Source organism: Rhodococcus sp. AB351 (genome assembly GCF_049538275.1).
Taxonomy (GTDB): domain Bacteria; phylum Actinomycetota; class Actinomycetes; order Mycobacteriales; family Mycobacteriaceae; genus Rhodococcus.
On the sequence record NZ_JBMVFW010000004.1, the window covers coordinates 263,188 to 276,586 of the forward strand.

Sequence of the window (13,399 nt, forward strand, 5' to 3'; positions counted from 1 at the left end):
TGAACGAGGAGGGCCGGCGGTGCCGAAGATTTCCGCAGCGACGGTCGCGGAGCATCGCGCCGCGCAGCGCCGTGCCCTCCTCGACGCAGCGCTCGAACTCCTCGCCGAGACGCCGGAACAGGCACCTTCCCTCGGCGACGTCGCCCGCCGTGCCGGTCTGGCACGGTCGAGCGTCTACAACTACTTCGATTCTCGCGACGACCTGCTGCACGCAGTCGTCGTCGACCTGTTCCCCCGCTGGAACGAGCGCGTGGTCGAGGCGATGGACAAGGTCTCCGATCCGACCGAGCGGGTGCTGACGTACATCGACGTCAACCTGCAGCTGGTCGCGGAGGGGGAACACGCGATCGTCGGTGCTCTCGCCACCTTCACGCCCCAGGCGTTCAGCGACGAGAGCATGCACGCGATGCACCAGGATCTGGTCCTCCCCCTCGTCGAGGCGCTGCGCGCCCGAGGAGTCGCGGATCCCGAACTCGACGCCGAACTCGTCACCGCCCTCGTGCACAAGGGCACGGAACTGATCGAATCCGGCCGCAAGCTCGACGAGGTGCGCTCCTCGATCCGCAGGGTTCTCACCACCGCGCTCTCCTGATGTTTCACGTGAAACGGACCGTCGATTCGGGACCGTTCACGATCACCTCGGGATGCCAAGCTCCCGGAGCGGGTCACCACCGTCGACGAACAGGCGCGCCTCCGGCCGTGTCGCCGCCGCGATCCGCTCCAGAGCGACCCTGCCGGCTTCGGGATGCCGACCGTCGAGTGCACCGACCCTGATCGCGAAGACGAGGTCGAACGGCTCCTCCCCCTCCCCTACGACGAAGTCCTCGATGGCGACGTGGCGCGCACTCAGCCGCCCCGACGCGATGAGGTCGCCGGACGAGGCGATCAGTTGGTCGATCGCCGTGCGGGAACGGTCGACGGCGAGGATGTGTCCGGTGGTCAGCCGTTCGGCGACGGCCCGTGCTGCGGCACCGGGACCGCACCCGATCTCCAGCACCCGCAGGTGCGGCTCCAGCGGCAGCGCGGCGACGATCTCGGCGAGTCGCGGAGAGAGGCGGGGTGTCACCCTTCGAGTGTGGAATGTGGGCACACGGGCCGGGGAAGCAACAGAGAAAGGGCGCTTCCGAAATATCGGAAACGCCCTCTACCTGTATTCATGTGATTGTGGAGCCTAGGAGATTCGAACTCCTGACATCTGCCTTGCAAAGGCAGCGCTCTACCAACTGAGCTAAGGCCCCGTCCGCCGCGTCAGCGACTGGGAACCGCGTGCCATTCGTCTTCGCTCCGAAGCACGCGAGCGATTCCGAGAACGATCAGAATCCCGGTTCCCACGAGTGCGAGAACCTTCATTCCGATCACCCTTCCGGCACGGGAGTGGGCCTAGGAGGACTTGAACCTCCGACCTCTTCGTTATCAGCGAAGCGCTCTAACCGCCTGAGCTATAGGCCCTCGAACCGAGATGGAACACTACCCCACCGGGGCCGCCGGAAACAAATCGCCTCGGCGGGGCAGCGTTCCTGCAGGTCAATCGGGGTCTGCGAGGGTGGCCTGGACGCCGCCCACTAGATCGGTGCAGAGGTTGTAGATGAACGCACCGAGGGTCGCGAGAGCCGTCAGCAACACCGTGTTGGCGATGCCGATGATCGTCGCGTAGCCGAACACCTGGCCGGCCGAGACGAGCGCACCGCTACCGGCGTCGGAGACGATGTCGGTGAACGCACTGTTGAGGCGTTCCCACACCCCCATGCCGGCCAGCACGCCGTAGAGCAGGCCGACGGCAATCATCCACACGAAGAACAACGACACCGAGATCACCGACGAGATCTTCAGCATCGACCAGGGGTCGATACGGCGGATCTGCACGGTGGCCCGCAGCGGTCCGGTAGCGGGGATCGCCGTGGGAACCGCAGTGGTCGAAGGAGCACTCACCTGCGGGGTCTCCCCCGTGCTCGGCGAACCGGCCGACGGATGCTTCACCGCGGACAGATCCGGCAGGTCCTTGGCGAGATCCTTGCGCTCGATGTGCCGCGTCGGGCCGTCGATGACCGCCGACTTCGCCTTCGCCGCAGCAGCCCGATCGCCCGCGCCACCGGCCGGGCGAGCCCCTCCGGCGGCCTTGGGAGCCGCTGTACCCGTCACGACGGGACGCGTCGACGGCGCCGGGCCTCCGGACACGGAACCCTTGGCCGAGGCCGCAGCGGGACGCTGAGGCGCGCCGGCCTGCTTGGACAGACCCGGACCCACACCCGGAACGTTCGTCTGCGGAGCGTTCTGCGGAGCGCCCGACTGCGACTGTGCCGACGCCGTTCCCCGCTGCCAGGGAGGGGTCGGGCCGCCGGAGCGGGGCATCTGCGTGGTGCGCTGCTGACCCGTGGCTTGCTGATCGGCCGCAGCCGACCCGTTCTTGCCGTCCGCCGAGGCACCACCGGACTTCTGGGAGCCGCCCTGAACAGGCGTGTCCTGCGCTGCTTTCGCCGTCGGCTCGGCGGCCTTCTGCCCTGCTGCGGGCGGCTGGTCGGCCGCACCCTGCGCGGGTGCCGGGTCCGCCGGTGCCCCAGGAGCCTGCGAAGGCTGGGCCGGTGACGCCTGCGACGGCCGGTTCTCCGGCGCCGGTTTCTGCTCCGAGGCCGGGCCCTGCTGCGTGCCCTTGTTCTCGGGCTTCACCTCGTTCTCTGTACGGTCCTCCGGCTTCCGACCGGGTTGCCCGCGATCGGCCCCGTTCGGTCCCTGGGGAGTGCTCACTTACGACTCCTTAGCTCCGGCTGCGTCGGCTTCGTCCGGCTCGTCGGCGTTGCGCGCGATCGCGAGCAATGTATCGCCCTCGGCCAGGTTCATGAGCCGCACGCCCTTGGTCTGACGGCCTGCCTTGCGCACCTGCTTCGCCGCAGTGCGGATGACACCGCCGCTCGAGGTGATGGCGTACAACTCGTCGTCGTCCTCGACGATGCGCGCCCCGACCAGGTTGCCACGCTTGCGGTCGTACTGGATGGTCAGAACACCCTTACCGCCGCGGCCCTGGACCGGGTAGTCCTCCATCGGGGTGCGCTTGGCGTAACCACCCGAGGTAGCGACCAGCAGGTAGGTGCCCTCCTTGACGACGTTGAGCGAGAGCAGCTTGTCCTCACCGTTGAACCGCATGCCCTGCACGCCGGAGGTCGCGCGGCCCATCGGACGCAGCGCCTCGTCGGTGGCCGAGAAGCGGATCGACTGGCCCTGGTGCGAGACGAGCAGCAGATCGTCGTCGGCGGAGCACAGCACCGCGCCGACGAGCTCGTCGTCGCCGCGCAGGTTGATCGCGACGATGCCGCCCGAACGGTTGGAGTCGAAGTCCGACAGGCGGGACTTCTTGACCAGGCCGTTGCGGGTCGCGAGCACCAGGTACGGCGCATCCTCGTAGGTCTTGAGTCGGATGACGCCCTGGATGCGCTCGTCGGGCTGGAAGGCCAGCAGGTTCGCGACGTGCTGACCACGCGCCGTGCGGTTCGCTTCGGGCAGCTCGTACGCCTTCGCGCGGTAGACGCGGCCCTTGGTGGTGAAGAACAGCAGCCAGTCGTGCGTGGACGTCACGAAGAAGTGCTTGACGATGTCGTCCTGCTTGAGCTCGGCACCCTTGACGCCCTTGCCACCGCGCTTCTGCGAGCGGTACAGGTCGGTGCGCGTGCGCTTGGCGTAGCCGGTCTCGGTGATGGTGACGACGACGTCCTCGCGTGCGATGAGGTCCTCGTCGTTGACATCGCCGTCGGCCGCGACGAGTCGCGTGCGACGCTCGTCGCCGTACTTGTCGACGATCTCCTTGAGCTCGTCGCGGACGATGGCACGCTGCCGCTCGGGGCGGGCCAGGATGTCCTTGTAGTCCTCGATCTCGCGCTCGATCTCGGCGAGGTCGTCGACGATCTTCTGACGCTCGAGGGCGGCGAGGCGACGCAGCTGCATCGCCAGGATGGCGTCGGCCTGGATCTCGTCGACCGTGAGCAGCTCGATCAGGCCGGCACGCGCGATGTCGACGGTCTGCGACGCGCGGATGAGCGCGATGACCTCGTCGAGCGCGTCGAGGGCCTTGACCAGGCCACGCAGGATGTGGGCGCGTTCCTCGGCCTTGCGCAGCAGGTACCGCGTACGCCGGACGATGACCTCGATCTGGTGGTTGACGTACAACCGGATCATCTGGTCGAGGCGCAGCGTGCGCGGCACCCCGTCGACGATCGACAGCATGTTGCAGCCGAAGCTCGTCTGCAGCTGCGTGTGCTTGTAGAGGTTGTTGAGAACCACCTTGGCCACCGCGTCGCGGCGGACGGTGACGACGATGCGCATGCCGACGCGGTCGGACGACTCGTCGTGGATGTCGGAGATGCCCGCGATCTTGCCGTCGCGGACCTGCTCGGCGATCGACGTGATGAGGTTGTCCGGGTTGACCATGTAGGGCAGCTCGGTGATGACGATGCTGGTGCGGCCCTTGGAGTCCTCTTCGATCTCCACGACGCCGCGCATCTTCACCGATCCGCGACCGGTCGTGTAGGCATCGTGGATGCCCTGCGAGCCGGTGATCAGGCCGGCGGTCGGGAAGTCCGGTCCCTTGATCCGCTCCATCACGGCGGCGAGGGTGGTCTCCTCGTCGGCCTCGAAGTTCTCGAGCGCCCAGTAGATGGCCTCCGCCACCTCGCCGAGATTGTGCGGCGGGATGTTGGTGGCCATACCGACCGCGATACCGCCCGAACCGTTGATCAACAGGTTGGGGATACGGCTGGGGAGAACCGTCGGTTCCTGCGTGCGGCCGTCGTAGTTCGGCTGGAAATCGACCGTCTCGTGGTCGATCTCCCGCAGCATCTCCATCGCGAGCGGCGTGAGCCGGCACTCGGTGTACCGCATGGCGGCGGCGCCGTCGTTGCCGCGGGAACCGAAGTTGCCCTGGCCGTCGACGAGCGGATAGCGCATCGACCACGGCTGTGCCAGACGCACGAGCGTGTCGTAGATCGACGCGTCGCCGTGCGGGTGGTAGTTGCCCATGGTCTCGGCAACCGCGCGCGCCGACTTCACGTACCCGCGGTCGGGACGGAAGCCGTTGTCGAACATCGCGTAGAGCACGCGACGGTGCACCGGTTTGAGACCGTCACGCACGTCGGGCAGAGCACGGCCCACGATCACGCTCATCGCGTAATCGATGTAGCTGCTCTGCATCTCCTGCTGGATGTCGACGGGCTCGATGCGGTCGTGCCCCGGCCCCTCCGGAGGCAACGTGGTGTCGGTCATGAGCTCCTTCTTCTACTCGGCTCGCACGCCCGGCTCCGGCCTTCGGCCCGACGGACGTCTCGCAACCACACGAGTCTATAGGTGCAGGTCAGACAATGCCGAGAAGGACAGGCACTTCACATGCCGAGATCCGTCCGGAACCGAGCTCTCACATGTGGGATCCGGTGACCGGGTCGCGGTCCACCTGCCGTTCCACCTCCGACGCCCACTGCTCGAGCCGGGCGTCGCGCACGGCGTCCTCCGGGTCGGAGGCGAGCAGCAGCGCGGTGATCGGCACGGCCAGGACGATGATGCCGAGCACGAACGCCGGGAACAGCAGCGACATCACGGTCATGCCTTCCGGCGCGGCCATGCTCGGATCGAGGGTGACCCGCACGCCGGCCATGCCGGTGTAGTGCAGTGCCACGACCGCGCATCCCATGACGAAGGCCGCGACGACGCGGATCTCGAGACGCCGTGCGCGGCGGGCCAGTGCGAGAGCGGCCGTGGAGGCGACGACGCCGATGATCACCGATGCGATCACGTACCCCGTCTCGTGTGAGATCGTGCCCCGGATGCGGATGGCGAACATGCCGCTGTAGTGCATCATGCTCACCGCGGCGCCCATCAGCAGACCACCGATGAGCAACCGCACCGATTCGGGTACACGGTGCTTGCTGACGTCGTGCACGTCGGCGATCCGCAGGCCCACGAGCGTCGCGACGACGGCGAGCACGACGGAGAAGACCGTCGGTGCCAGTTCGTATCGGATGGTCGTACCCGGCACGGAGAAGCCCATCATGCCGATGAAGTGCATGAGCCAGATGCCCACGCCGCCGATGGACAGCGACGCCATGAGGAGCCACCAGTTGCCGCTGCGCCGCGGCTCTTCGAGCGACCGCCGGACGCAGGACAATCCGACGAAGGAGCCCATCACGGCGGTGGCGTAGGAGAGGAAGAATACCCACATCCCCATGGAGAAATGGTGTACGTCGTGCGACACGTGAGGTCCTCACAGCGGCGCGCTGTCACCACCGCGCTCGGAGGGCGCGCGCCACGACCTACCCGATGCGAGCTGCACCCCGACTGTCCAGCAGCGTAAGAGACCTTATCGCACTGTGGGCGTTCACATCACATCACCGTTTCACATGTCGCCCGTGAGGACGGGAGACCGTCTCGGGGCCGTCCCCACCGAGCCAGGTCGCCACTTCCCGCTCCTGCTCGAGGTCCTGAGTGCTCGCCGATGCCATCAGAGCCACGACCGGCACCGCGAGCAGCGCGACGCCGATGATGAAGCCGGGGAACAACAGGGTCATGATGGTCATCCCCTCCGGATTCGGAGCGGACGGATCGACGGCCACCGCGATCCCGGCCATGCCCGTGTAGTGCAGTGCCACCACGGCACATCCCATGACGGCGGCGGCCGGGATCCGCACGGCGGGCCGTTCCGCGACCCGCGACAGCCACAGCGCGACGATCGATGCGACGACACCGATCGCCACGGACGCCGCGACGTACGACCGCCCCTGCTCGAGTTCGCCCTGGATCCGTACCGCGGCCATACCGCTGTAGTGCATGCCGGCGACGGCGAAGCCCATGATCACGCCACCGATGAGGAGCCGGACGTCCGACGGCAACGCGCGGATCCACTGCACGTCGGTGTCGAGGATCCGCAGTCCGAACAGGGTGGCCGTCACGGCGAGCGCGACCGACAGCAGCGTCAGCCCGAGGTCGTAACGGATGGCGGAACCGGGTACGTCGAAACCCATCATCCCGATGAAGTGCATCAACCAGATTCCGACGCCCCCGATGGACAGGGCTGCCATGAGTGTCCATCGGGTCCGGGCGACCGGCGTCCATGCGTTCGCAGCCTTGCGCGCACAGGACAGACCGGCATAGCACCCGACTGCGGACGTGATGTAGGCGAGAGCGAAAAGCCAACCGCCCATGGAGAAATGGTGAACCTCGTGCGACATGTTGCCCCCAGGAAGCGGCACGCACGGCGCATCGGTCCGTGTCGTGCCGAGTAGACCGACAGCGACCCCCGACGCTGCGCAGAAGGTTACTCCACTTCCGGGATTTCAACCAGATATGTTGACTTACAACATGTTCTGACGATATTCAGAAGATCCGACCGTCGACGGGTTCTGCCGGGCCGTCCGCCGCCCACCGCTCGGATTCCTCTTCCAGCTCCGCCGCAAGACGATCCGGAGCCTGGAGCACCAGGACGATCGGAACGGCCAGCAGCAGCAGGCCGACGACGAAGAGCGGGAAGAGAATCGAGAAGACCTCGATCCCACCGGAAACCACCACGGCGGGGTCGATCTCCACACGGACCGACGCGGCGGCGAGGAAGTGCACCGCGATCACGGCGGCACCGGCCAACGCGCTGCTCAGCAGGCGCTTGGGCCACGTGTCCGCGGTCTTCACCTGGGCCAGGAAGCCCACGGCCGTCGCGATCGCCAGCCCCACCGCTGCGGCGACCCAGAGCGGATCGAAGGTCAGCGACCCCTGGATCCGCACCGCTGCGAGGACCGAGAACGGCACGCCCGCGAGGCCGGCGCCCAGCACGAGAGCACCCGTGACCGTCCGGACGAGGGTGGCGGGAGCGTTGTTCGGGATCGCGACGAGCAGCGCCACGTACACCGACACCAGCGCGACGAGCATCGAGAACACGATGGTGACGGTGTCGAACCGCACCACGCTGTCCTCGACGTTGAAGCCTGCCATCGGCAGGAACATGGCGAGCCAGACACCCACGCCACCGCTCACCAGAGCCGCGAGAATCATCCAGTACGAACGCAATCGGTCACTGGAGGTGGTGCGGACCCGTCGAGCACCGGTGACCCCGACGAACACCCCGATCGCCGAGGTCAGATAGGCGAGGACCGTGACCCACGAGCCCATCGTGAAGAGTTCGAGGCCCTCCCCCATTACTGGGTCACCGGCTGGTGCAGCTTCCGCAGGGCGTATTCGGTGACGGTGACCAGAGCCTGCTTCGCCGACTCGCGTGCGCGCGCGTCGATCGACACGATCGGCACGTCCGCCGAGATCGCCATCGCCTGACGGATGTCCTCGAGCGGATACCGGGGAGCATCGTCGAATTCGTTGATGGCGACGATGAACGGGAGATTGCGCGCCTCGAAGAAGTCGACGGCGGCGAAGCTCTCGTCCAGGCGACGCGTATCGATCAGCACGATCGCACCGATGGCGCCGCGGATCAGGTCGTCCCACATGAACCAGAAGCGGTGCTGTCCGGGCGTGCCGAACAGATAGAGGACGAGGTCGTCGGCCAGACTGATACGACCGAAGTCCATGGCGACCGTGGTGGTCGCCTTCTGCGGTGTCGCAGAGAGGTTGTCGACGCCGTCGCTGGCGTTCGTCACGAGCGCCTCGGTACGAAGCGGCACGATTTCCGACACCGCCCCGACCAGAGTCGTCTTACCGACGCCGAAGCCTCCGGCGATCACGATCTTGGTCGAGGTCACGCGCTTCGTGGCGTTAGAGTTCGCGAAGTCCACTGAGGACCCTTTCAATCAGCTCACGACGCTCCGCGTCGCTCGAATCGTCTTTCAGCGTGGCCAGGATCTGTACGTGTCCGGCTTCGACGAGATCGGCGACGAGCACGCGTGCCACGCCGATCGGCACCCCCACGCGCGCGGCGATCTCCGCGACGGAGGGTGATTCCTTGCACAGCTCCAGGATCGTGGCGTTGATGTTGTCCAGATCCCGGGACCGATCGTCGGTTCCCGGAATGGCCTGGATGAGCGCCTCCAACGCCAGTTCGACCGCAGGACTCGTACGTCCCGAAGTCAGGGAGTAGGGCCGGACCAGACTGGGCTGGTCCGGCACCGACTCCGGCTTCCGCGATTCCATGGCCACCTCGACGTCAGGACCCTAGACCGACCCGCGGGGTGGCTTCGACCGAAGCACCCACTCGATCGACCAGGAGCGCCATCTCGTAACCGACCTGTCCGATGTCGCACTCGGAGGCGGTCAGAGCCGCCAGGTGCGAGCCGTCGCCGACGCTCATCAGCAGCAGGTAGCCGTGCTGCATCTCCACGACGGACTGCAGCACACCCCCACCGTCGAACAGCTGCGACACACCGTTGGACAGGCTGGCCAGACCCGAGGTCACCGCAGCGAGCTGCTCGGCACGATCCACCGGGAGGTGGGCGCTGGCGGCCATGAGCAGACCGTCGGCGGACACGAGCACGGCATGCGAGACACCCGGGACTTCGCGCGCGAAGTTGGAAACCAACCAGTCCAATGGACGAGCTGCGTCGGATCCATGATCAATATTCATCGAACTCCCTGTTCGTCGTTCTCGCGATTGCTGGAATTCGCCGAGGCGCGTCCGTTGCGGACACCCTGCTGATGGCGGCTCAAGTTGGCCCGGATGGCTTCCGGGTCCCGACGTCGAATGGTCCTCGGCAGCTCACCCGTTGCCGGTGCCCGAACGGCACCCGGCACCAGACGTTCACCGGGAGCGCGCCGCGGAAGACCCGCGGTGGTGTGCTCCTCCACGGGGGCCTCGGTAGCACGCTGTGCGGCTTCCCATCCCGCGTCCGCGGCGGAGTGCCATTCCCGCTTCCTGCGGTCCTCCGGAAGACTCGTCGGGTCGACGAGCCAGTCCGACATCATCGTGGTGAAGATCGGGGTGTTCGCCGGCTGCGGACGGGCCGACGCGAGGTCGGACCGAGGCTGGAAGAACGATGCCGTCTTCGCCGAGTTGGTTCGGTAACGATGGCGGGCCGCCTGCTGTGCATCGCTGTGCGGCGAGACGGAGCCGCCGTCGGCGATGCTCGGACCGGAGACCGTTGCGGCCGAATCGGGTTCGGAACCGTTGGTGGCCGCAGCGGGTCGCTGCGGAAGCCCCGGTGTGCTCCCCGGCTGACGACGCGGCAGACCGGGCGTGCTGCCCGGACGGCGCTGCGGGAGACCCGACGAGGGTTCCTGCTGCCGGCGGTCCGCGTCCTGCGCGGGTGCGCGCTGTGCATCCTGCGCGGGTGCGCGCTGGGGCAGGTCGGGACGGTTCGGTGCGTCCGGCCGGCCCACGGAGTCGCCACCTGCGAGCGGTCCCGCCGACGGCTGCTGCTGCAGCCGGTTCTGCGGAACGGACGGGGACGATCCGGCAGCCCGTCCCGGCAGGCCGGGAGTTGCACCCGGCCGGCGCTGCGGAAGACCGGGGGACGCGGGTCGCTGCGGCGGGGCCGGTGCGCGATGCGCCGAACCCTGCTGGGCGTCCCGTCCCTGCGGCTGGTCCTGCCGCGTGTCGCGGGTGGGTGCGGAATCCGTCGGCGGCAGACCCGGTGTGGAACCGGGGCGACGCTGCGGAAGACCCGAAAGTCCTTCCCGGCGGCCCTGATCGGCGTCGGGTCGCGGACCGGCACCGATGCGGCCGTCGCCGTTTCGTCCATCACCGTTGCGGCCGTCGAACGAGTGACCGTTGGTCTCGTCCGGTCCGCGACGAGGACCGCGCGGAGGCAGTGACGACGCGAAGGCTGCTGCGGCATCCGGTTCGATCCGGCGCGGCTGCGGCGACCGGGGCGGAGTCGGAAGACCCGGCGTCTCGCCCGGCTGACGCGTGGGCAGGCCCGGGGTTCCACCGGGGCGACGCTGCGGAAGACCCGACGGACCGAACTCGCGGGATGCCGGCGGTACCTGATTGTCGCGGGGCGACGGTGCCTGATTGTCGCGGGGCGACGGTCCCTGCGGGTCGCGCGGCGGCGGGCCCTGAGGCTCGCGGGACGGCGGTGCCTGGAACGACGACGCGGACTGCGCGGACTGGGCGAACTCGTTCCGTCCCGCTTCGCGCTGCGGCTCGTCGCGTCGCTCGTCCTCGTAGGACGGCTCCGTATCCCGTACAGCGGAAGCGCTCTCGTCGACATCGTCGGCGTAGCCGTTGTTCGCGTAACCGTTGTCGGCGTAGGCATCCTCGGACTCGTCCGCACGGACGTCGTCGACGGAGCCGGCCTGCGATGTCGCGTATTCGTGCTGTTCGTCGCCCGCGGGCAGACCCTGCTGTGCGACGGGCGCCGAGAGCGCCGGCGGTGCCGAGTACTCCTCCGCCTCGATCTCGATGCGAGTCTGAGGACCGGTGTGCGACAACGCCAACGGGGAGACCAGCAGGACGTCCGGGATGTGGACGCTCGCGGTGATACCCGGGTTGCGTGCGGTGTCGAAGGTCGGGCGCAGACGCACGGTGAGACCGTGCCGCTCGGCGAGTCGCGACACCACGAACAGACCCATGTGGCGTGCGGTGTCCGGACCGACCTCGCCGCCCTTGGCGAGACGCTGGTTGATGACCTCGAGTTCGTCGGCCGGGATACCGATACCGCGGTCGGCGATCTCGACGAGCAGACCGCCGTCGACGGCACGCGCGAAGCTGAAGGTGACGTTGCTGTCGGGCGGTGACGCACGCAACGAGTTGTCGACCAGCTCGGCCAGGAGGTGCACGATGTCGGTCGCGACCGCGCCACTGAGAGCACCGTCGGGCGTCGAGCCGATCTGCACGCGCTGGTAATCCTCGACCTCCGACATCGCGGCGCGCAGGATGTCGCCGAGCTGAACGGGCGCGGAGTGACCACGACGCATGCGCGTACCGGAGAGAATCAGCAGGTTGTCGCCGTTACGACGCATACGCGCGGCGAGGTGGTCGAGACGGAACAGGCTCTCGAGTCGAGCGGGGTCCTTCTCCTCGTACTCGAGTCGTTCGATGAGACCGAGCTGCTGCTCCACGAGCGACTTCGACCGACGCGCGAGCGTCTCGAACATGTCGCTGATCTGCAGACGCAGGTGGGCCTGCTCGCCGGCGAGGCGCAGAGCCTGCCCGTGCATGTCGTCGACCGCGCGAGCGAGCTGCCCGATCTCCTCGGTGGTGTGCACCGGGACGCGGGTGAACTCGATGTCCTCGATGTTGTCGCCGACCTTGATTCGGTCGATCGCCTCGGGAAGCTCCTGCCGCGCCACCTTCAGGGTGCCGTAGCGCAGACGACGGATCGGCCCGACGAGCGAACGCGACACGAGCAGTGCGAGCACGAGTGCCGCGAGCAGGGCCGCGAGCACGATCGCGGTATCGCGGAGCGCAGCCGAGCGGGTTTCCGCCGCGCGTTCCTGAATGGTGGTGCTGACCTGGTTCGACGCTTCTTCGATGATGGTGCCGTAGATGTCGACACTGTTGAGCAACGACGCGCGGAGGTTGAGAATCGGGAGCGGGCCCGAACCGGCCGCGTCGACCATGTCGGCGCGCTCCTGGACGCCGGACCGGAGTTCCGCGATCTGCGCGTCGGCCATGGGGTAGGAGCGGGCGAGCAGATCGAGCATCGCGAGCTCGGCACCGGACGCCGACACCAGGGCGGTGCCGGGCTGGGTCGGGTCGCCGATCAGCTGGAGCAGACCGAGAACCTGACCGAAGAGGTAGCGCTGCGAGTACCACGCGTTGATCAGCTGGTCGCCGTAACCGATGATCTCGCGGTCCTCGACCTCGCCGAGGATGGCCTCGACGATACGGTTGAGGCTGTCGCGCACCTCGTTGGTGACGGCACCGATCTCCTCGATCGGCACCGGACCCGCCTGGATCTTCGTGTAGAGCGACTGGGCCGTGGCGGCGGTGCGGCTGAGGTCGGCGGTCACGGCGGGATCGAGCTCGGGGTTCTCCGTGATCGAGGCGATCGTGCCGAAAGCGTCACCGAGAGCCGCCATTTCCTCGGGGGTCGCCGTTCCGACCGCGGCATCCGCGGTGGCGGTGGCGAACGCCGTCGAGAAATCGACGATGTCCGGCACGGCCGCAACCTGATCGGCTGCGGACGAGAAGTGGACGGCGTTGCTGAGCTCGTTCTCGACCCGAAGACCACCGAGGACCATTGCCACGGTCACGGGGACAGCGAGAACAGCGGTGACCTTCCTGCGAAGACCCCACCCCTCGATGTTCCACCACCGCTGCTGGGGCGGCGACTTGTCACTCATGGATCACAGCTCTCCTTCCACCCCGTCCGCGCCGGGCGACGAACACCAGTCGGCACTGCACTCCGATGAGCGCGTTTTCGATCGAGTGCAGTCGAACGAGACGTTTCGGGTGAGGGCACCATATCGGGACATACAGCGGATACGGAAGAGTGAGTTCTTCCCGTACCCCCGCGCTGCCCCGGCCCCCTCGTCGGCAGCCACACGT

Annotated in this window: 11 protein-coding genes and 2 tRNA genes; 1 reads left to right on the plus strand and 12 read right to left on the minus strand. The window is 67.7% G+C overall.

What is annotated here, in order from left to right; genetic code table 11:
- The first annotated feature begins 19 nt into the window (after positions 1–19).
- On the plus strand, positions 20–592 hold the full coding sequence (locus ACPCXD_RS11755; protein WP_423659668.1) for a TetR/AcrR family transcriptional regulator: 573 nt from the start codon (positions 20–22) through the stop codon (positions 590–592).
- 42 nt (positions 593–634) lie between these two features.
- Here ACPCXD_RS11755 and ACPCXD_RS11760 read toward each other — a convergent pair whose 3' ends face one another.
- The 12 genes from ACPCXD_RS11760 to ACPCXD_RS11815 all read right to left on the minus strand — a co-directional run bounded on the left by ACPCXD_RS11760 (position 635) and on the right by ACPCXD_RS11815 (position 13,194).
- Positions 635–1,066, minus strand: coding sequence for an SAM-dependent methyltransferase (locus tag ACPCXD_RS11760; RefSeq protein ID WP_423659670.1), 432 nt, complete (start codon positions 1,064–1,066; stop codon positions 635–637).
- Between the two features lie 99 nt (positions 1,067–1,165).
- Positions 1,166–1,238 (minus strand) — tRNA-Ala (locus ACPCXD_RS11765).
- 137 nt (positions 1,239–1,375) lie between these two features.
- Positions 1,376–1,449 (minus strand) — tRNA-Ile (locus tag ACPCXD_RS11770).
- Positions 1,450–1,524: 75 nt separating this feature from the next.
- Positions 1,525–2,742, minus strand: coding sequence for a DUF3566 domain-containing protein (locus ACPCXD_RS11775; RefSeq protein WP_423659672.1), 1,218 nt, complete (start codon positions 2,740–2,742; stop codon positions 1,525–1,527).
- A complete protein-coding gene (gene gyrA, locus ACPCXD_RS11780; protein WP_423659674.1) occupies positions 2,743–5,247 on the minus strand; it encodes a DNA gyrase subunit A in 2,505 nt (834 codons plus the stop codon). It abuts the gene before it with no gap.
- A gap of 148 nt (positions 5,248–5,395) precedes the next feature.
- Positions 5,396–6,202, minus strand: coding sequence for an MHYT domain-containing protein (locus ACPCXD_RS11785; protein ID WP_232622078.1), 807 nt, complete (start codon positions 6,200–6,202; stop codon positions 5,396–5,398).
- Between the two features lie 160 nt (positions 6,203–6,362).
- Complete coding sequence (locus tag ACPCXD_RS11790; RefSeq protein ID WP_423659676.1) at positions 6,363–7,202, minus strand: MHYT domain-containing protein; 840 nt, start codon at positions 7,200–7,202, stop codon at positions 6,363–6,365.
- A 145-nt stretch (positions 7,203–7,347) separates the two neighbouring features.
- Positions 7,348–8,160, minus strand: a complete 813-nt coding sequence (locus ACPCXD_RS11795) for an MHYT domain-containing protein (RefSeq protein ID WP_016691077.1) — start codon at positions 8,158–8,160, stop codon at positions 7,348–7,350.
- A complete protein-coding gene (locus ACPCXD_RS11800) occupies positions 8,160–8,714 on the minus strand; it encodes a GTP-binding protein (RefSeq protein ID WP_016691076.1) in 555 nt (184 codons plus the stop codon). The genes ACPCXD_RS11795 and ACPCXD_RS11800 overlap by 1 nt, the downstream gene beginning before the upstream one ends.
- Before the next feature lie 13 nt (positions 8,715–8,727).
- Positions 8,728–9,102 (minus strand): DUF742 domain-containing protein, encoded by a 375-nt coding sequence (locus ACPCXD_RS11805; RefSeq protein ID WP_006550918.1) that lies wholly within the window; start codon positions 9,100–9,102, stop codon positions 8,728–8,730.
- A gap of 13 nt (positions 9,103–9,115) precedes the next feature.
- Positions 9,116–9,532: a roadblock/LC7 domain-containing protein gene (locus ACPCXD_RS11810; RefSeq protein ID WP_006550917.1), complete on the minus strand. Its 417-nt coding sequence runs from the start codon at positions 9,530–9,532 to the stop codon at positions 9,116–9,118.
- On the minus strand, positions 9,529–13,194 hold the full coding sequence (locus ACPCXD_RS11815; RefSeq protein ID WP_423659679.1) for a sensor histidine kinase: 3,666 nt from the start codon (positions 13,192–13,194) through the stop codon (positions 9,529–9,531). Before ACPCXD_RS11815 ends, ACPCXD_RS11810 begins: the two co-directional genes overlap by 4 nt.
- Positions 13,195–13,399: the final 205 nt, after the last annotated feature.

What these genes read in the sequence shown, in the direction of transcription:
- gyrA (WP_423659674.1), bottom strand. Translation starts at nt 5,247, where the DNA reads ATGACCGACACCACGTTGCCTCCGGAGGGGCCGGGGCACGACCGCATC.
- ACPCXD_RS11785 (WP_232622078.1), bottom strand. Translation starts at nt 6,202, where the DNA reads ATGGGGATGTGGGTATTCTTCCTCTCCTACGCCACCGCCGTGATGGGC.
- ACPCXD_RS11790 (WP_423659676.1), bottom strand. Translation starts at nt 7,202, where the DNA reads ATGTCGCACGAGGTTCACCATTTCTCCATGGGCGGTTGGCTTTTCGCT.
- ACPCXD_RS11795 (WP_016691077.1), bottom strand. Translation starts at nt 8,160, where the DNA reads ATGGGGGAGGGCCTCGAACTCTTCACGATGGGCTCGTGGGTCACGGTC.
- ACPCXD_RS11805 (WP_006550918.1), bottom strand. Translation starts at nt 9,102, where the DNA reads ATGGAATCGCGGAAGCCGGAGTCGGTGCCGGACCAGCCCAGTCTGGTC.
- ACPCXD_RS11810 (WP_006550917.1), bottom strand. Translation starts at nt 9,532, where the DNA reads ATGAATATTGATCATGGATCCGACGCAGCTCGTCCATTGGACTGGTTG.
- ACPCXD_RS11815 (WP_423659679.1), bottom strand. Translation starts at nt 13,194, where the DNA reads ATGAGTGACAAGTCGCCGCCCCAGCAGCGGTGGTGGAACATCGAGGGG.